Origin of the sequence: Eggerthella hominis (genome assembly GCF_014287365.1) — a bacterium.
In the GTDB taxonomy this organism is placed as follows: domain Bacteria; phylum Actinomycetota; class Coriobacteriia; order Coriobacteriales; family Eggerthellaceae; genus Eggerthella; species Eggerthella guodeyinii.
Genome location: NZ_JACOOA010000003.1, coordinates 371,506 through 387,982, shown reverse-complemented (window position 1 = coordinate 387,982; position 16,477 = coordinate 371,506). Strand labels below are relative to the sequence as shown.

The following is a 16,477-nucleotide window of genomic DNA, read 5'->3' as shown; positions in this document are numbered from 1 at the left end:
CCTCGAAGTGAAAGGCGGAACCATGAAAGGAACGGCGCATCGAACTACGGCGGCGCATCCCGTCGTCGCGTTCCTCGGACGCATCGCCCTCGTGGCGCTCATCCTCATCGTGCTCGTGGAGGTGTACTTCCTCGCGCGCGGGTTCAACCTGTACCGCGAAGCGCTCGAGGGAACCGACCTCAACGAGATGGCCGCCGCCATCCAAAGCAGCGAGACGTACACCCCCATCGACGAGCTGCCCGACCTGTACCTGCAGGCCGTCGTGGCCGTGGAGGACCATCGCTTCTACGCGCATCCGGGCTTCGACGCCATCGCCACGGCGCGCGCCCTCGTGAACGACCTCAAGGCGGGCGCCATCGTGGAGGGCGGCAGCACCATCACGCAGCAGCTGGCGAAGAACCAGTACTTCACCCAGGAGCAGACCATCGAACGCAAGATCGCCGAGGTGTTCATGGCGTTCACGATGGAGCAGCACTTCTCGAAGCGCACCATCCTCGAGCTGTACGTGAACTCCATCTACTTCGGCGACGGCTACGAAGGCATCGGCAGCGCCAGCGAGGGCTACTTCGGCAAGGCCCCGAGCGCGCTCGACGCCAACGAGTGCACGCTGCTGGCCGGCATCCCGAACGCGCCGAGCGTCTACGCGCTGTCCCAGAACCCCGACCTCGCGCGCGAGCGCCAGCAGGAGGTGCTGCGCAAGCTCGTATCCTACGACTACCTCGACCAGAGCGCGGCCCAGCACATCCTGGGCAACCTGCGCGCGCAGGCCGCGTGATGCGCCGCGGACGGTCGTCGACACGCGGCCGCGCGCGGGTTCTGTAGTCGTCGTAGCGACGGGCGGTTCGCGGGCGCGAACGCCGGGAGCTTTGGTAGGATAGGCCGCATGAAACGACTCAAAACCACCGTGGCCGCCGCGCTGGCCGCCATCGCCTTGCTGGGATCGCTCGGCCTCATGACGGCGTGCAGCGGCGGCGCTGCAACCGAACCCGCCGAGCAGGCCTACGTGAGCCCCTACGATTGGAGCGCCCTCGAGCGCTCCGGCGCGCAGGGCGATCGCCTCGCCTACCGCGTGGACGGCGAAGTGCGCTCCCAGCTGGGCGTGGACGTGTCCGACCACCAGGGCGCCATCGACTGGAACGCCGTGGCGGGTGACGGCGTCGACTTCGCCTTCGTGCGCGTGGGCAACCGCGGCTACACCGAGGGCGCGCTGTACGCCGATGCCCGCTATGCCGAGAACATCGACAACGCGACGAGCGCCGGCCTCGAGGTGGGCGCGTACTTCTTCTCGCAGGCCACAAGCGTCGAAGAGGCGCGCGAGGAGGCCGACTTCGTGTTGCAGCTGCTAGCCGGCCGCTATCTGGCGATGCCCGTGGCGTACGACCACGAGCCCGTCGCGGACGCGGCGGGACGCGCGAACAACGTGGACCGCGAGACGCTCACCGCCTGCGCCCGCGCGTTCTGCGAACGCCTCGAGCAGGGCGGCTACGACACGATGATCTACGGCAACAGCGGCGACATGGCGCGCTACGATCGCGCCGAGCTGGGCGAGCGCCCCGTCTGGTTCGCCGAGTACGACAGCGCCGAACCCCACGCGCAGTTCGACTTCGCCATCTGGCAGTACACCAACGGCGGCACCGTGGCCGGCATCGCCACCGCCGTCGACCTCAATCTGCTCCTGCCGCCCATCGAGTAAGGCGGCTTCCGCGCCCCCCACCCCCATGGCGCGACGGAGGCTTCGGGGATCGCGCGTCCCTCCCCGCGCCGACCGCACGCCGCACCCGTCACGAATCGGCGCGGCACGCGCCCCTTCGTTCGCAATCCCCCCTCCGCCCCCCCTTGTTCCGCATCGTGGAACGAGTGGTTCGCAGAGCGGATTCCGGGCATGGCGGCCTTCTCGGCCGCTCCCTATAATCCCAGGCAACACCAGGTCATGACGATTTGGGAAGCAGCGAGGGAAGGGGCACTCATGAAGGAATCCATCGTCAAGCAGGGTATGTCGCGCCGCAACTTCATCGGCGGGGCCGCGCTCGGGTTGAGCGCGCTCGCCGTGGGCGGGCTGGCAGGCTGCGCGCCGAAGGCGACCGCCGCGGACGGCGAGGAGCCGGGCGGGGCGTCGGGCAACGCGGCCGGCGTCCAGTGGGACGGCGAGTACGACGTCATCGTGTGCGGAGGTGGCGGCAGCGGTCTGACCGCGGCGTACTCCGCGCTGGAGAACGGCGCCGAGAAGGTGCTCGTGCTGGAGAAGGGCACGATGTGCGGCGGCACGACGGCGCTCGCCGAGGGCGCGGTGCAGGCGTCCGGCACGACGTGGCAGAAGGAGATCGCCGGCGTCACCGACGACAGCCCTGAGCTGCACAAGCAGTTCTGGATGACCGACGCCGAGGGCCTCGTGAAGGAAGACCTCGTCGCGTGCATGGCCGACAACGCCGCCGACAACCTGCAATGGATGGCCGACAGCTTCGGCATCACGTTCTCCAACGTGTTCGGCTGCTACCCCACGCCCTACATGAAGGACGAGTACCTGCGCGACCGCATCCACCTCATCACCGACGCGGCCGACGAGACGAAGACCGGCGGCGCCGTGTGGACGACGAACGCCCAGAAGGCCGTCGAGGAGAAGGGCGGCCAGATCGAGACGAAAACCGAGGTCACCGACATCTACCAGGACGATTCCGGCACGGTCGTGGGCGTGGCCTGCGCCGACGGCAAGAACTACCAGGCGAAGAAGGGCGTGGTGCTGGCCATGGCCTCCATCGACCACAACGAGGACATGGCGTTCAAGTACAACCAGCAGCACTATTGGGACCTCAAGACGCAGGCCGTGGCCACGGCGGCCACCGACACGGGCGACGGCATCCGCATCGGCATGGCCCACGGCGCCGACTCCGCGTTCCACGGCGCGGTCGACCTCATCCTGCAAACGTGGAGCTACACGAACAACCAGAACCCCGAGATCCCCTACATCCTCGTCGACCAGCGCGGCAACCGTTTCGTGCGCGAGGACACCACCTACGCGTTCCACTGCCGCGCCATGTTCAACGCGGCCATGGCGCAGGGCGGCATGGATGGCGCCACCTACATGCTCATGGACTCCAAGATGACCTCGTCGGACGCGAAGTGCGCCTGGTCGGACAATGCCGAGGGCGGCGCGAAGGCCCGCGAGGCGGCGCTTGCCGATGGCAGCATGGTGCAGGCCGACACGATCGACGAGCTGGCGGCGGCGCTCGGCATGGATGCCGGCAACCTGCAGGCCACGGTGGACGCCTGGAACGCGGCCTGCGCCGCCGGGACGGACGCCGCCTATGGGCGCACGGTGCAGCTGACCGCGCTCGACGCCGCGCCGTTCTACGCCTGGAAGACGCAGAACACGAACATCGGCTCCATCGGCGGCCTGCTGATCAACACCGACGCGGCCATCCTCGACACCGAGGGCGAGCCCATCCCCCACCTGTTCGGCGCCGGCGTGAACACCGCCGGCTGGATCGGCCCCTACTACCCCGGAAGCGGCACCTGCCTGCAGGGCGCGCTCAACTGGGGCCGCATCGCCGGCAAATCGGCCGCTGCCGTCGCCTAGGCCCTCCTTCGAAGCGGGCGGCCCCGAGCCGCCCGCTTCGCCTACTCGACGTAGCCCATGCGCTCCGATATGCGCTGCGCGGCCAGCTTCACCTGCTGGGCCACGTCGTCGACGCGCTCCTGCGGGATGCTCTCGGGCGTGCCGCTCACGCCCACCGCGGCGATGGCGTCGCCGCGGTAGTTGAACACGGGGGCGGCCACACAGCAGTGCCCCAGCTCGTACTCCTCGTTGTCCATCGCCCATCCCTGCTTGCGCACCTGGTGCAGGTAGCGGACGAACTCGCTTTTGCTCGTGAAGGTGTTGGCCGTGTACGCCTTGAAGTCGTAGCCGTACAGCACCTCTTCCAGCTCGCCGCTCGAAAGGCAGGCGAGCAGGCACTTCCCCATCGACGAGCAGTAGGCCGGCGACCGGTAGCCCACTTCCGTGTAGCGCTCGTCACCCCAATCGGTGGATTCCTTCTCGATGTACGAGACGAACGCGCCGTCGAGGATGCCCAGATGGGCGCTCAGGCCCAGCGACCGCTTCAGCACGGCCAGGTACGGCTTCGCCTCGGTCTGCAATTCTAGCGAGTTGATGTGGTAGCTCAGCGTATCGAACATCTTGGGGCCGATGGTGTAGGCGCCTTCGAGCGTCTTCTCCACGTAGCCGCGCGCGACCATCGTCTGCAGGATGCGGAACACCGTGGACTTGCTCATGCCCGTCCGTTGGGCGATCTCGCTCAGCCCGAGGGGGCCGTGGCCGCGCGCGAGCGCCTCCAACAGGTCGAAAGCTCGATCGAGAACCTGCACGGTGCCTTCCGCCATGATCGCCCCTCCCTTGCGCGATGCGTTTCCGTCAGTATACGCCATGCGCGCTTCCCGAGCCTGCGGGGGTTGGTTCTCGAATCCATACGTGCTACACTGGCCTTCACTTTTCGCTCGATCAACGAGGAGCCTGACCGATGGCTGGACAACTCTATCTCTAAATCGCCTGCGCGATTTCGCACGTTCACCCCGCACGGCACGCCCGTGCAACGCATAGTTGCCCTCTGAGCGGCATCTTCCATCCAGAATAGGTAGCGCAACCGCGTTCGCTACCGCACACTGATGTTCAGTTGATCATCTCGTCCTCAAGGAGTTTTCCATGACTGCATCGACCGCGCCCCTGAGCGCAGCCGGTCGCGAGCTGCCGAAGCGCTGGCTCGCCATCATCGCAACCATCTGGGGCGGCCAAGCCGTGTCCATGATCACCAGCTACGCTGCGGGATACGCCGTGGTGTGGTACATCACCGAGACCACGGGCAGCGCCCTCATGCTGGCCGCGGCTGCCATCTGCGCCTATCTGCCGCAGGGGCTGCTCTCGCCCTTCGGCGGGGTCATCGCCGACAAGTACAACCGCAAAACCGTCATGATCGTGGCCGACCTCTCGGTGGGCATCGTGTCGTTGGGGCTGGGCATCGTCATCCTGTTCGGGCAGGTGTCGTTCCCGCTGCTCATGGTGCTCGTCATCGTGCGCAGCATCGGGCAGGCGTTCCACGGTCCCGCCATGATGGCCGCCATGCCGCTGCTCGTGCCCGAGAAGCACCTGCTGCGCATCAACACGCTCGACCAGCTGCTCATGTCCGTCGCGTCCATCGGCGCGCCGGCGTTCGGCATCTTCCTGTACACCACCATCGGGTTCCACTCCGTCATGTTCCTCGACTTCGCGGGCGCGCTCGTGGCCGTGGCGGGCCTCGCGCTGGCGAAGATCCCCACGGTGACCGACGAGACCACCGAGAACCAGCACGTGCTGGCGAACCTCCGCGACGGCTGGAAGGCGCTGTCGGCAAGCCGCGGGCTCGTCATCCTCATCGTGGGCATCACCATCGGCATGATGGCGTTCGCCCCGTTGGGCGCCATCTTCCCGCTCATGACGTACGACCACTTCGGCGGCGACGGCTACATGGCGTCCATCGTTGAAGCGGCGTTCGGCGTGGGGATGATCGCGGGCTCGATCGTCCTCATGGCCTGGGGCGGCGGCAAGCGCCTGGCCGGACTCATCGCGGTGGCGGCGCTCATCGTGGGCGTCACCACCACGGCGTGCGGGTTCCTCGCGCCCACCATGTTCTGGACGTTCGTGGTGCTGTGCGCCGTCATGGCCCTGGCCTGCGCCTGGTTCAACGGGCCGCTCATCACGCTCATCCAGCGCAACGTTCCCGAGGAGAAGACGGGCCGCGCGCTGGGCCTGGCCATGGCGGCGATGGGCCTCGCCTCCCCCATCGGCATCGCCATCGGCGGCGTGGCCGCCGAGACCATGGGCGTGGCCGCGTTCTTCGTGGTGGACGGCTTCGTGTGCATCGTGCTGGGGCTGACGGTGTACCTGTTCAAGAGCGTGCGGGCGCTCGACCACGACGATCCGCGCGCCGTGGTCGGCAGCGCCCCCGAAGCCGACTCCGACCCCCGCTAGCTTTCGTTCGGCGCGGTGCGTCCCGTCAACCGGGACGCACCGTTCGCACCCTCGGCCGACGCGGCGCCCTCGGCGGCCCCGGAAGGCGCTTCGGACGGCTCCTCGTTGCTCTCCTTGAGCGGATTCTCCTTCAAGAACAGCAACAGCACGGCCCCCACCAGCAAGAACGGTGCCAGGTACAGGAAGATGGGCACGAGCGCGTCATGGTAGGCGTTCTGCACGAGCAGCTGCACGTCGGCCGGCAGCTGGGCCACGAGCGCCGGCGTGATGGAGTTCGCATCGAGCCCCGAACCCGCCAGCGCCTCGCCCGCACCGGCAAGCTGCCCGGCGAGGCGCGACGTGAACAGCGCGCCGATGACCGACGCGCCCAGCGTGGCGCCCACCTCGCGGATGTAGTTGTTCGCCGACGTGGCCGTCCCCACCATGGCCTGGGGGAACTCGTTCTGCACGATGAGCACGAGGATCTGCTGGCCCAGCCCCATGCCGAAGCCCAGGACGAACAGGTACCCGAACAGCAGGACCACGCTGGAATCCACCGCGATGGTGGACAGGAGCGCGAGCGCGAGCGCCGCGACGAGGCAGCTCGTCACGGGCATCCACTTGTACCGGCCCGTCTTCGAGGCGAGGAAGCCCGACACCACGGACATCAGCATCATGCCGATCATGGTGGGCAGCATCATATAGCCCGATTCGGTGGCCGATGCGCCGTTCACGATCTGCAGGTACGTGGGCAGGTAGGACACCGTCCCCATCATGGCCACCATGATGAGCAGCCCCGCCAACGACGTCACGACGAAGTTCTTGTTCTTGAACAAGCCGAGCGGCATGACGGGCTCTTCCGCGCGGCGCTCAGCCAGCACGAACAGCGCGAAGCACGCAACGCACGCAACCGCCAGCGCCAGCGCTTCGGGAGAGGCCCATCCGGCGCTGCCGCCGCCCACGACCGTGAACATCACGAGGCAGACCGTCCCGCCCATGAGCAACGCCGTGCCCACAACATCGAGGCTGAACGACGCCGCCGCCCGCTTCGCCCGCGGCAGGAACACGACCGCCAGCACGATGGCGGCGAGCGCGATGGGCACGTTGAGCCAGAAGATGTAGCGCCATCCCACCACTTCGGTGAACCATCCGCCCAGCAGCGGCCCCACGATCGTCGACACGGCGAACACGGAGCCCATCACGCCCATGTACTTGCCGCGCTGGCGCGGAGGCACCACGTCGGCGATGATGGCCTGCGACAAGATCATGAGCCCGCCGCCGCCCAAGCCCTGCACCGCGCGCCCGGCGATGAGCGAGAACATGCTGCCGCCGGTGCCGCAGATAACCGATCCCAGGGTGAACAGCACCAACGCGCCGATGAACAGCGGCTTGCGCCCGAAGAGGTCGCCCAGCTTCCCGTAGACGGGCATCATGCAGGTGGATGCCAGCACGTACGCCGTGGTCACCCACAGCATGTGGTCCACGCCCCCGAGTTCGCCCACGATGGTGGGCAGAGCGGTGGACACGATCGTCTGGTCGAGCGAGCTCACGAACATGGCCAGCATGAGTCCGGCGAACACGGCGATGAGCGAGCGCTTGCTGATGATCTCGCCGTGCTCCGGCGCCGCTTCCGCTTGCGGCGGGCGGCCCGTGCCGCCCGCCTGTTTCGTCATCCCGCGCTGCCCCCGAACCTCGTCACCCATATGCATCCTCTTTTCGTCGCTTGTCAATTACTTGACTATCGTCTACTATTTCTAGCATGGCAACAAGCGACGATCTTCGCGAGGCGTCGCTTACGCGACCAATCCGGGGAAATCGTCAAGAAAAGGATGGAGAGATGGCGAACACCGACCTCCGGTACCGACGCACCGAGCGCTACCTGCTCGAGGCGTTCGGCGCGGCGCTGAACGAGCGCCCGCTCGACAAGATCACCGTCACGTCGCTGGCCGCGGCGGCGGACATCAACAAGGCGACGTTCTACCTGCACTATCGGGACATCTACGACCTTGCCGAAGCGTACGTCCGCCACGTCGCGCAAGCGCGCGTGGACGGCATGGAGTACCTCGACGAGTACTTCGACGATCCCCGTTCATTCGCGGCCCATCTGGTGGCGGACTTCGAAGCCAACAAGGAAGAAGGCTTGGTGTTCGGACGCAACGGGATCATGCATTCCTATCTCGATGCGTTCGCCAGCGCCACGCATGCGCGCCTGAGCGAGTTCAAGCCGGTCGTCGACGACAAGCGCGGCAGCATGATGACCACGTTCATGCTGACGGGCATCCTGAACCTGCTGCCGCGCTACGAAGACGATTCTCAAACGGTTGCCGAGGTGGCAGGCGACCTGCTCACCGCCATCCACGAATACGGGAGATCGCGGTTCGAGTAGGTGCGAGCCCTACGGCTTCATGCCCGATCCGCCCTGCACCATGATGGTGTCGCCCGTCACGAACGAGGCGTCGGGGCTGGCCAGGAACACGCACACGCGCCCCACGTCCTTCTCCGCATCGCCGAAGCGGCCGAGCGGGATGGCCTTCATGTTCTTCTCGTACATCTCGGGTTCGCGCTCGCGCCATTCTTCGAGCGCCTTCGTCATGACGATGGGGCACACGATGTTCACGTTGATGTTGTCGGGGCCCCACTCCGAGGCGGCCACGCGGCTCATGCCGCGGATGCCCTCCTTCGCCGCCGCGTAGGAGCTCTGCCCCGGGTTGCCGCCGATGCCCGCGCCCGACGCGAAGTTGATGACGGATCCGCCGGCCTCCTTGAGATAGGGGTACGCGTGCTTCATGTAGAAGAACGTCGCGTACAGGCCCGATTGCACGGCCAGGTCGAAGTCCTCCTTGGAGTGCTGCACGAGCGTCAGGCCCGAAGCCGACGCCTGCGCGTTGTTGATCAGCACGTCCACACGCCCGCCGAAATGCGCGGCACCCGCGTCGATGGCGGCTTTCACCTCGTCTTCGTTCGCGCCGTCGGCGATGACCGTGAACACCTCGGAGCCGAAGTCGCGCTCGAGTTCCTCCTTCGCCGCCTCCATGCCGCCGGGGAACAGGTCGGTGAGGATGAACTTGGCACCCTCGGTCGCAAACGCCCGCTCGATGCCGCGCGCGATGCCGCCACCGCCACCGGTGATCAGCACCACCTTATCCTTCAAACCCATGTCCATGCTCGACTCCTTCGATTCGACTGCACCGTCTGGGACGTATGGTAGCGCGGTCGACCAAGGGCGAAATCTCGCGCTCCGAGAGTTCGAGGACGTGTTCGGCCAGCGGTTTCGCCTCTCGAAACGCACACATCAAGCGGCGTGGTTCGCGCGCCGAACGGCCTGCGCTCCGCACGCGCACCTCAGAGTTGCGGCGGTTGCCAACCAGAATAGGTGGCGCGCTCGCAGCCGCAACCCCACGATGGAGCCATGCAGACAGCGCCCGAGCAAGGAGCATCGCCATGAGAAAAGACTTCACCCCCGAATACGTGCCCGTCCAGGGAATCGAGCACTTCCTGCTGCACGGCCCCGAGCACCGCGGCGCCCCGGTCCTGCTGTTCTTGCACGGGGGGCCGGGATACCCCGAGCACTTCTTCGCCTTGCAGCTCGAGCGCGCGTGGCAGGGCATGTTCACGCAGGTGCACTGGGATCAGCGCGGGGCGGGCATGACGCTGGCGCGCAACGGGCACGACGCGCATCCGCGCTCCATCGACCAGATGGTCGATGACCTGCACGGCATCGTCGAGCACCTCAAGCGCAGCTACGAGGTGCCGAAGGTGGTGCTCCTCGGGCATTCCTGGGGAAGCGCGCTCGGCAGCCTGTACGCGCTGCGCCACCCCGAGAACGTTGCCGCCTATATCGGCAGCGGCCAGGTGGTGAGCCTGCGCGAGAATGAACGCGTGGGGTTCGAGGAGGTGAAACGCCAGGCGCAGGCGGCGGACGACCGCAAGAGCCTCGCCCTCCTCGAGCAGGTGGGCGACTATCCGCCCGCCGACGCCGACGAGTTCCTCCGCGCGCTGCCCAAGGTGCGCAAGGTGCAGGATGCGTACGAGCAGGGACCCGGCATCGGCACCCTGCTCGTGAAGACGCTGGCCGATCGCGTGTTCACGCTGCGCGACCTCGGCAGCCTCGTCCGCGCGTCGAGCGCCAACGCCGCCCTGCTGCGCGAGCTCGTCGATTTCGACTTGCGCGCCCACGGATGCCGCTACGCCTGCCCCGTGCACTACCTCCTCGGCATGAACGACTCGACCACACCCACCGACCTCGCCGGCGCGTACTTCGACGAGCTGCGCGCGCAGCGCAAAGCCCTGACGATCATCCCGCGCGCCGGGCACAGCCCCATGTTCGAGCAGCCCGAAGCCTACGCGGCGGCCCTCAAAGCGGTGCGCGCGGAGCTGTAGGCGAGGCCGAGGCTCTCAGCGTGCTCGGCGACGAACCGGTTGGCCTGCTCGCGCGTGAGCGCGTCGCCCTCCACCAGGGAGTCCAGACGACCGGTCAAGCGATCCCCCGCCGTGAGGCCCGTCGCATCGACGGCGGCGGGGTCGGCGCCGTACGCCGCCAAGAGGTCGATGGACTCCCCCGAGTCGGCAAGCGCCCGCTCCTGATCCTCGGCCGACATGCTTGCCCATCCCACGTTGTCGCACACCAGATGCAGCGGGCGCCCTCCTTCGACATCGAGCAGGCTCGCAGCGTTCGGGTCGGCGCCTGCCTGCAGCAGTACGGACAGCATGCGGGCGGAGCTGTAGTCGCTGCCCGCGGCGCGCGCGAGCGGGCGTTCGGCACCGTACGGGTCGCCGCTCACCGTGTACGACGGCAGTGTCTCGTTCACGTCGAGGGGCGCTCCCCGCTTCTCGGCGGCCGCGAGCACCGTCTGAGCGCACGGGGCCTCGCCATAGGCGATGGCCACCTCCAGCAGCGAAGCGAGCGATTCGGGCCCCTCCGACGGGAAGGAGAACGCATCGGCGTCGAAACACGCCTGCAACGCTTCCGGCTCGTGTCGGGTGATGGCCTGGGAGAAGTCGGAGAACTCGTCACCCTTCCCATCGCCGGCGATCGGAACCACCCACATGAGCACGAACCATACGAGCACGGGCACGCTCACCGCGTACAGCGCGATAGGCACGGCGACGAGCCCGCCCAGTCGTTTGCCTCGCTCGCGCCGCGTCTTCGTACGGCACGCGAACACGATGCTCACGACGGTAGCGGCCACGAACAGCCCGAACGCGACCGCAACCACGCCCAAGATGACGAACGCAACCGCGCCCAGCACGGACAGCATGACCACGACCGAGAATCCGCCCACGGTCCCTCCCTCCCCTTTGTCGCTTCTCGACCTTCCGATCTCGTCGACATTCTAGCGCACGCGCGCTTCTTGCGGGACGCCGCGCGCGGTGCGACCCCTGCGGCACGCGCCTTACGAATCACCTTCAACTCGGAGATGAGGCCCGATTCTACCCGCGTCCCCGCGCCGAATCGCGCTACCATCGGAGATACGGCAACCCGAGGGGAGCGTTCATGAGATTGAGAAGCCGCGTGGCGTCCATCGCGTTCAAGTGCCTGATCGTCCTGGTAGGAGCCGTAGGCTTGCTCGATCAGCTGGGCCTTTTCGAGGGGTCGTTCAATCCCCGGTTCTTCTTCTACTTCACGAACCTCAGCAACGCGGTTGCCGTCGCCTATTTCATCGGCGCGATCGCTCACCTCGTGCGGCATCCCGGCGACGGCGCCGCGTGGGCGCCGCGGCTCAAGTACGCCGCCCTGATGGCCGTGACCGTCACCTGCCTGGTGGCGACGTTTTTGCTGGGAGGCGGGGTGCGACTGCCCGACGGGAGCTTCAGCTTCGCGGTACTCGCCTTGCACTACCTCGTGCCCATCGGCTGCGTCCTCGACTGGCTGCTGTTCGACGAGAAGGGCCGCATGAGCAAGACGGGGCCGCTAGTGTGGATGGTGTTCCCGTTAGCGTACTTCGCCTATGCGATAGCCCTGGTCAACCTGTTCGGAGCGAACATGGGCTACGACGGCGCGTCGCGCTACCCCTACCCGTTCATCGACATCGACGCGAACGGTGCGGGTACGGTCGCCGCCACCGCGGCGGTGCTGCTGGCCGCGTTCATCGCCCTGGGCTACGCGTACGTGGGCACCGACCGCCTGCTCGCGCGCATCGGCAAGCGCGCAGGCAGGCGCGCCGACGAGAAGCGACGCGACCGAAGCTGAAGCCCCACGCGCGCTGCCGCGCCGTGCGAGACGGCACCGCAGCGCGAGGCGTTCGCCGTGCGAGACGACGCTGCGGCACGAGGCGCTCGCCCCTCACGCTGCCGCGTGCGACGCGATCCCTACGACCTCCGGGCGCTGCCGTAGGCAGCGTTCTTGCGATTGCCGTAGGCACTGCCCTTGCGGGCGTTCTTCTTGAGGTCCTTCAGCACGTCGTCCTCGCTGCCGCCCTCCACCTGGACGCGCAGCTTGACCACCTGATCGCGCAGGCGTGCGGCTTCCTCGAAGTCCATGCTCTTCGACGCCGAGGCCATGTCGTCTTCCATCGACTGGATGATGCGCAGCACCTCCTCGCGCGACAGCTCGGCCAGCTCTTTGTTCACCTGCTCGGCCGTGGTGGTGCCCATCTCGTCGGTGACATAGCTCATGATGTCGTTGATGGCCTTGCGGATGGTCTGCGGCTCGATGCCGTGCTCCTCGTTGTACTTCATCTGGATAGCGCGACGGCGCTTCGTCTCGTCGATAGCCAGCGCCATGGAATCCGTCATCTTATCGGCGTACATGATCACCTGGCCCGACACGTTGCGGGCCGCACGCCCGATCGTCTGGATGAGCGAGCGGTGGTTGCGCAGGAAACCTTCCTTGTCGGCGTCGAGGATGGCCACGAGCGACACTTCCGGCAGGTCAAGGCCCTCGCGCAGCAGGTTGATGCCCACGAGCACGTCGAACTCGCCACGGCGCAGGTCGCGCAGGATCTCCACGCGCTCGAGCGTCGCGATGTCGGAGTGCATGTAGCGCGCCTTCACGCCTTGGTCCAGCAGGTGGTCGGTCAGGTCCTCGGCCATCTTCTTCGTGAGCGTGGTGATGAGCACGCGCTCGTTGCGCGCAGCACGCTCCTTCGACTCGTCGATGATGTCGTCGATCTGCGACGCCGAGCCGCGCACGATGATCTCGGGATCCAGCAAGCCGGTCGGGCGGATGATCTGCTCCACCTGCTGCTGCGACACCTTCTGCTCGTAATCGCCCGGCGTGGCCGAGACGTACACGAACTGGGGGATGCGATCCTCGAACTCGTCGAAGCGCAGCGGGCGGTTGTCCAGGCAGCTGGGCAGACGGAACCCGTGCTCCGCCAGCGTGATCTTGCGCGAGCGGTCGCCTTCGTGCATGCCGCGGATCTGCGGCACCGTCACATGGCTCTCGTCGATGATGCAGAAGAAGTCCTTCGGGAAGTAGTCGATCAGCGTGTAGGGCGGCTCGCCCGGCTCGCGTCCGTCCATGTGGCGCGAGTAGTTCTCGATGCCGGAGCAGAAGTTCATCGTCTCCAGCATCTCCAGATCGTAGTTCACGCGCATCTCGAGGCGCTGCGCTTCCAGCAGCTTGCCTTCCTCCTTGAACTGCTGCAAACGCTCGCGCAGCTCGTCGCGGATGGTGCCCAGCGCGCGATCCATCTTCGGACGCGCGGTCACGTAGTGCGAGGCGGGCCAGATGGGCAGCGCTTCGAACTCGTTGAGCACCTCGCCCGTCACGTTGTCGATCTCGGTGATGGACTCGATCTCGTCGCCCCAGAACTCGATGCGGATAGGATGGTCGGCATAAGGCGGGAACACGTCGAGCGCATCGCCGCGCACGCGGAACGTGCCGCGCTTCTGCTCGTAGTCGTTGCGGTCGTATTGGATGTCGATGAGCTCGTGGATGACCTGGTCGCGATCCATGTCCTTCTGCTTGTCCACGAACACGGCCATGCCGGCGTAGTCCATCGGCGAGCCGATGCCGTAGATGCACGACACCGACGCCACCACGATACAGTCGCGCCGCGACAGCAGCGCCGACGTGGCCGCATGACGCAGCTTCTCCACCTCTTCGTTGATGGACGCGTCCTTCTCGATGAACGTGTCGGACGAGGGCACGTACGCCTCGGGCTGGTAGTAATCGTAGTACGACACGAAGTACACCACGGCGTTTTCGGGGAAGAATTCCTTGAGCTCGCTTGCCAGCTGCGCCGCAAGCGTCTTGTTCGGCGCCATGACGAGCGTGGGCTTCTGCACGGCCTCGATCACCTTCGCCATCGTGAACGTCTTGCCGGAGCCGGTGACGCCCAGCAGGTTCTGATAGCGCAGGCCATCCTCGATGCCCTTCGCCAGCTTCTCGATAGCCTGCGGCTGGTCGCCTGCCGGCTCGTACGGCGAAACCACCTCGAAGGGCGTGGCGGCAAGGCGAACCTCGGGCAGCTTGCCCTCCATTTCGATGCCTTCGATATTGGAAAGATGAGCCATGCTGCTCCTTCCGAATAACAGCGGAGCGCCGACGTGTCGGGCCGCGCGACGAAAAATCTCACAAGGGAACCAGTGTAGCACAGCCCCTTCGATATGAACATATGTTCGTTAGTAAATGGTTACGAAACAGGAGGTAGTCCGTGCTCCGAACTCATCCTGCCGCTTTCCAACCCTTCGGCCGTACCGGAGCGGAGCAACAGCGAGAGCTGCTCGCGAGCTGCTCCATTGAGCGCTTCCAGCCGACACCCCTGGTCGAGCCCTCTCTTGACCATCTCGGCGTTGTAGCTTTCCAGGTTCGACAGGACGATGAGCTGAGCTTCGTCTACCTCGCTGGGAACGAGGTTCTCCTCCACGTCCCGGGCGCGACACCATGCCGACGGCAGAGCCTCCCACAATCCTAAAAACTCGATCACATCATGGTTTCTAAGCCAGTTCGCGACAACGGCCGCGGGTTTATCGCTGCGATAACGTGCGATATCGGTCAACGATATGCAGTCTTCGCTTTGCGGAACGTCAAGCAAAGTTACTTCGATACCTCGAGCATTGATCTTCTCGCGATTAGGCATGGAGCATGCACCTCTCTGAGGCGTTCCGAAACCTGAGAGGATCTCGCGGATCTTGCAAGCGTGGTACGGGCGACGCGGAACACCGTCACCATCTATGGACATCCGACCATTCAAGTGATTCGAAGGCGCTTGCACTGGCTCTTTTTCTCACATTAGCAGTATAGCACATAAATACATACATTTGTTCGCAAATAAAAGAAAACGGGGTGGACTCAGAATTGGCGGCGCTGTGGCGGCAGTGATATACTCTCTCGCCGTTAATGACGGATACGGGGCGCGAGCCCCGTTCGTGATAGAAGGACTGATCGTGACCAACGCGCTGAAGAATCTTCCCGGGCTGGCGGTATGCGTGGCTATCGCCGTTCCGTGCTGGTTCGTCGGGCAGCTGTTCCCCATCATCGGCGGGCCCGTGTTCGCCATCCTGGCCGGCATGGCCATCGCCGTGTTCTGGAAGCAGCCCACGCGCGGCCCCGTGCAGACGGGCATCGCGTTCGCCGGCAAGAAGGTGCTGCAGGCCGCCGTCGTGCTACTGGGATTCGGGCTGAACCTCGCGCAGATCGCCGAAGTAGGCATGATGTCGCTGCCCATCATCGGATCCACCATCGCCACGGCGCTCATCACGGCGTTCGCGCTGCACAAGGTGCTGCACATGCCCTCCGAGATCTCGACGCTCATCGGCGTCGGATCGTCCATCTGCGGCGGCTCGGCTATCGCCGCCACCGCGCCCGTCATCAAAGCGCACGACAAGGACGTGGCTCAGGCCATCTCGGTCATCTTCCTGTTCAACGTGCTGGCCGCCCTCATCTTCCCGTCGCTCGGCAACGCGCTGGGCATGTCCAACGAGGGCTTCGGCCTGTTCGCCGGCACCGCCGTGAACGACACGTCCTCGGTGACGGCCGCAGCGGCGGCGTGGGACGGCATGCACCCCGGCTCGAACGCGCTCGACCAGGCCACCATCGTCAAGCTCACCCGCACGCTGGCCATCGTCCCCATCACGCTCGTGCTGGGTATCTGGGTGGCGCGCCGCGAGAGCCGCGATCCCGCTGCGCTCGAAGCGCAGGCCCGCAGCGTGGTCAAGCCCACCGGCAAGCTCGGCGGCTTCAGCCTGCGCCGCGCGCTGCCCGTGTTCATCGTGCTGTTCCTGGCCGCGTCCGTGATCACCACCGTCGCCGTGGCCGCAGGCATCGACGTCGCGCTGTTCGAGCCGCTCAAGACGCTGTCGAAGTTCTTCATCGTCATGGCCATGGCCGCCATCGGCCTGAACACCGACATCGTGCACCTCGTGAAGACGGGCGGCAAGCCCATCCTCATGGGCCTGTGCTGCTGGATCGCCATCACCGCCGTCAGCCTCGGCATGCAGCACGTCCTGGGCCTCTGGTAACCCGCCGGAAAGCCGGGAGGGTCGCGGCACGGCCCAGACAAAAAAGGCCCCGGTTCGTCCGAACCGGGGCCCCTCCCACACGTAGCGCTACGC

General features: G+C 66.2%; 14 protein-coding genes. 8 read left to right on the top strand and 6 right to left on the bottom strand.

Going from position 1 to position 16,477, the window contains the following annotated elements; translation table 11 throughout:
- Window positions 1–22: 22 nt before the first annotated feature.
- The 3 genes from H8S61_RS09210 (at window position 23) to H8S61_RS09200 (ending at window position 3,574) form a co-directional block, all read left to right on the top strand.
- A complete protein-coding gene (locus H8S61_RS09210; RefSeq protein ID WP_186938758.1) occupies window positions 23–775 on the top strand; it encodes a transglycosylase domain-containing protein in 753 nt (250 codons plus the stop codon).
- 108 nt (window positions 776–883) lie between these two features.
- Window positions 884–1,693 (top strand): glycoside hydrolase family 25 protein, encoded by an 810-nt coding sequence (locus tag H8S61_RS09205; RefSeq protein WP_186938757.1) that lies wholly within the window; start codon window positions 884–886, stop codon window positions 1,691–1,693.
- A gap of 273 nt (window positions 1,694–1,966) precedes the next feature.
- Window positions 1,967–3,574 carry an FAD-dependent oxidoreductase gene (locus H8S61_RS09200; protein WP_186938756.1) on the top strand — a complete coding sequence of 536 codons (1,608 nt, stop codon included), beginning with the start codon at window positions 1,967–1,969 and terminating at the stop codon, window positions 3,572–3,574.
- Between the two features lie 41 nt (window positions 3,575–3,615).
- Here the strand turns inward: H8S61_RS09200 and H8S61_RS09195 are convergent, their stop codons facing one another.
- Window positions 3,616–4,377 carry an IclR family transcriptional regulator gene (locus H8S61_RS09195; RefSeq protein WP_160941197.1) on the bottom strand — a complete coding sequence of 254 codons (762 nt, stop codon included), beginning with the start codon at window positions 4,375–4,377 and terminating at the stop codon, window positions 3,616–3,618.
- A 319-nt stretch (window positions 4,378–4,696) separates the two neighbouring features.
- Between H8S61_RS09195 and H8S61_RS09190 the strand changes: the two genes are divergently transcribed.
- On the top strand, window positions 4,697–5,998 hold the full coding sequence (locus H8S61_RS09190; RefSeq protein ID WP_160941198.1) for an MFS transporter: 1,302 nt from the start codon (window positions 4,697–4,699) through the stop codon (window positions 5,996–5,998).
- On the opposite strand, the gene H8S61_RS09185 is transcribed toward H8S61_RS09190, so the two are convergent.
- Entirely contained in the window at window positions 5,995–7,680 is a 1,686-nt protein-coding gene (locus H8S61_RS09185; protein ID WP_186938755.1) for an MDR family MFS transporter, read from the bottom strand. The two genes, H8S61_RS09190 and H8S61_RS09185, sit on opposite strands and share 4 nt — an antisense overlap.
- Window positions 7,681–7,814: 134 nt before the next feature.
- Between H8S61_RS09185 and H8S61_RS09180 the strand changes: the two genes are divergently transcribed.
- Complete coding sequence (locus tag H8S61_RS09180) at window positions 7,815–8,363, top strand: TetR/AcrR family transcriptional regulator (protein WP_160941200.1); 549 nt, start codon at window positions 7,815–7,817, stop codon at window positions 8,361–8,363.
- A gap of 9 nt (window positions 8,364–8,372) precedes the next feature.
- On the opposite strand, the gene H8S61_RS09175 is transcribed toward H8S61_RS09180, so the two are convergent.
- Complete coding sequence (locus tag H8S61_RS09175) at window positions 8,373–9,140, bottom strand: 12alpha-hydroxysteroid dehydrogenase (RefSeq protein WP_160941201.1); 768 nt, start codon at window positions 9,138–9,140, stop codon at window positions 8,373–8,375.
- A 278-nt stretch (window positions 9,141–9,418) separates the two neighbouring features.
- On the opposite strand from H8S61_RS09175, the gene H8S61_RS09170 reads away from it, so the two are divergent.
- Window positions 9,419–10,357 (top strand): alpha/beta fold hydrolase, encoded by a 939-nt coding sequence (locus H8S61_RS09170; protein ID WP_186938754.1) that lies wholly within the window; start codon window positions 9,419–9,421, stop codon window positions 10,355–10,357.
- Here H8S61_RS09170 and H8S61_RS09165 read toward each other — a convergent pair.
- Entirely contained in the window at window positions 10,318–11,259 is a 942-nt protein-coding gene (locus H8S61_RS09165; RefSeq protein WP_186938753.1) for an ankyrin repeat domain-containing protein, read from the bottom strand. The two genes, H8S61_RS09170 and H8S61_RS09165, sit on opposite strands and share 40 nt — an antisense overlap.
- A gap of 212 nt (window positions 11,260–11,471) precedes the next feature.
- Between H8S61_RS09165 and H8S61_RS09160 the strand changes: the two genes are divergently transcribed.
- Window positions 11,472–12,167: a Pr6Pr family membrane protein gene (locus tag H8S61_RS09160; RefSeq protein WP_186938752.1), complete on the top strand. Its 696-nt coding sequence runs from the start codon at window positions 11,472–11,474 to the stop codon at window positions 12,165–12,167.
- Window positions 12,168–12,286: 119 nt separating this feature from the next.
- Here the strand turns inward: H8S61_RS09160 and uvrB are convergent, their stop codons facing one another.
- Both uvrB and H8S61_RS09150 read right to left on the bottom strand, forming a co-directional pair.
- Window positions 12,287–14,437, bottom strand: coding sequence for an excinuclease ABC subunit UvrB (gene uvrB / locus H8S61_RS09155; protein WP_154333062.1), 2,151 nt, complete (start codon window positions 14,435–14,437; stop codon window positions 12,287–12,289).
- Window positions 14,438–14,556: 119 nt separating this feature from the next.
- A complete protein-coding gene (locus H8S61_RS09150; RefSeq protein ID WP_186938751.1) occupies window positions 14,557–15,003 on the bottom strand; it encodes a hypothetical protein in 447 nt (148 codons plus the stop codon).
- Between the two features lie 307 nt (window positions 15,004–15,310).
- On the opposite strand from H8S61_RS09150, the gene H8S61_RS09145 reads away from it, so the two are divergent.
- Window positions 15,311–16,384, top strand: a complete 1,074-nt coding sequence (locus H8S61_RS09145; protein ID WP_186938750.1) for a YeiH family protein — start codon at window positions 15,311–15,313, stop codon at window positions 16,382–16,384.
- Window positions 16,385–16,477 lie beyond the last annotated feature (93 nt).

Coding starts and splice junctions, on each gene's coding strand:
- H8S61_RS09150 (WP_186938751.1), bottom strand. CDS start 15,003: ATGCCTAATCGCGAGAAGATCAATGCTCGAGGTATCGAAGTAACTTTG.
- H8S61_RS09195 (WP_160941197.1), bottom strand. CDS start 4,377: ATGGCGGAAGGCACCGTGCAGGTTCTCGATCGAGCTTTCGACCTGTTG.
- H8S61_RS09210 (WP_186938758.1), top strand. CDS start 23: ATGAAAGGAACGGCGCATCGAACTACGGCGGCGCATCCCGTCGTCGCG.
- H8S61_RS09185 (WP_186938755.1), bottom strand. CDS start 7,680: ATGGGTGACGAGGTTCGGGGGCAGCGCGGGATGACGAAACAGGCGGGC.
- H8S61_RS09175 (WP_160941201.1), bottom strand. CDS start 9,140: ATGGACATGGGTTTGAAGGATAAGGTGGTGCTGATCACCGGTGGCGGT.
- H8S61_RS09180 (WP_160941200.1), top strand. CDS start 7,815: ATGGCGAACACCGACCTCCGGTACCGACGCACCGAGCGCTACCTGCTC.
- H8S61_RS09200 (WP_186938756.1), top strand. CDS start 1,967: ATGAAGGAATCCATCGTCAAGCAGGGTATGTCGCGCCGCAACTTCATC.
- H8S61_RS09170 (WP_186938754.1), top strand. CDS start 9,419: ATGAGAAAAGACTTCACCCCCGAATACGTGCCCGTCCAGGGAATCGAG.
- H8S61_RS09190 (WP_160941198.1), top strand. CDS start 4,697: ATGACTGCATCGACCGCGCCCCTGAGCGCAGCCGGTCGCGAGCTGCCG.
- H8S61_RS09160 (WP_186938752.1), top strand. CDS start 11,472: ATGAGATTGAGAAGCCGCGTGGCGTCCATCGCGTTCAAGTGCCTGATC.
- uvrB (WP_154333062.1), bottom strand. CDS start 14,437: ATGGCTCATCTTTCCAATATCGAAGGCATCGAAATGGAGGGCAAGCTG.
- H8S61_RS09205 (WP_186938757.1), top strand. CDS start 884: ATGAAACGACTCAAAACCACCGTGGCCGCCGCGCTGGCCGCCATCGCC.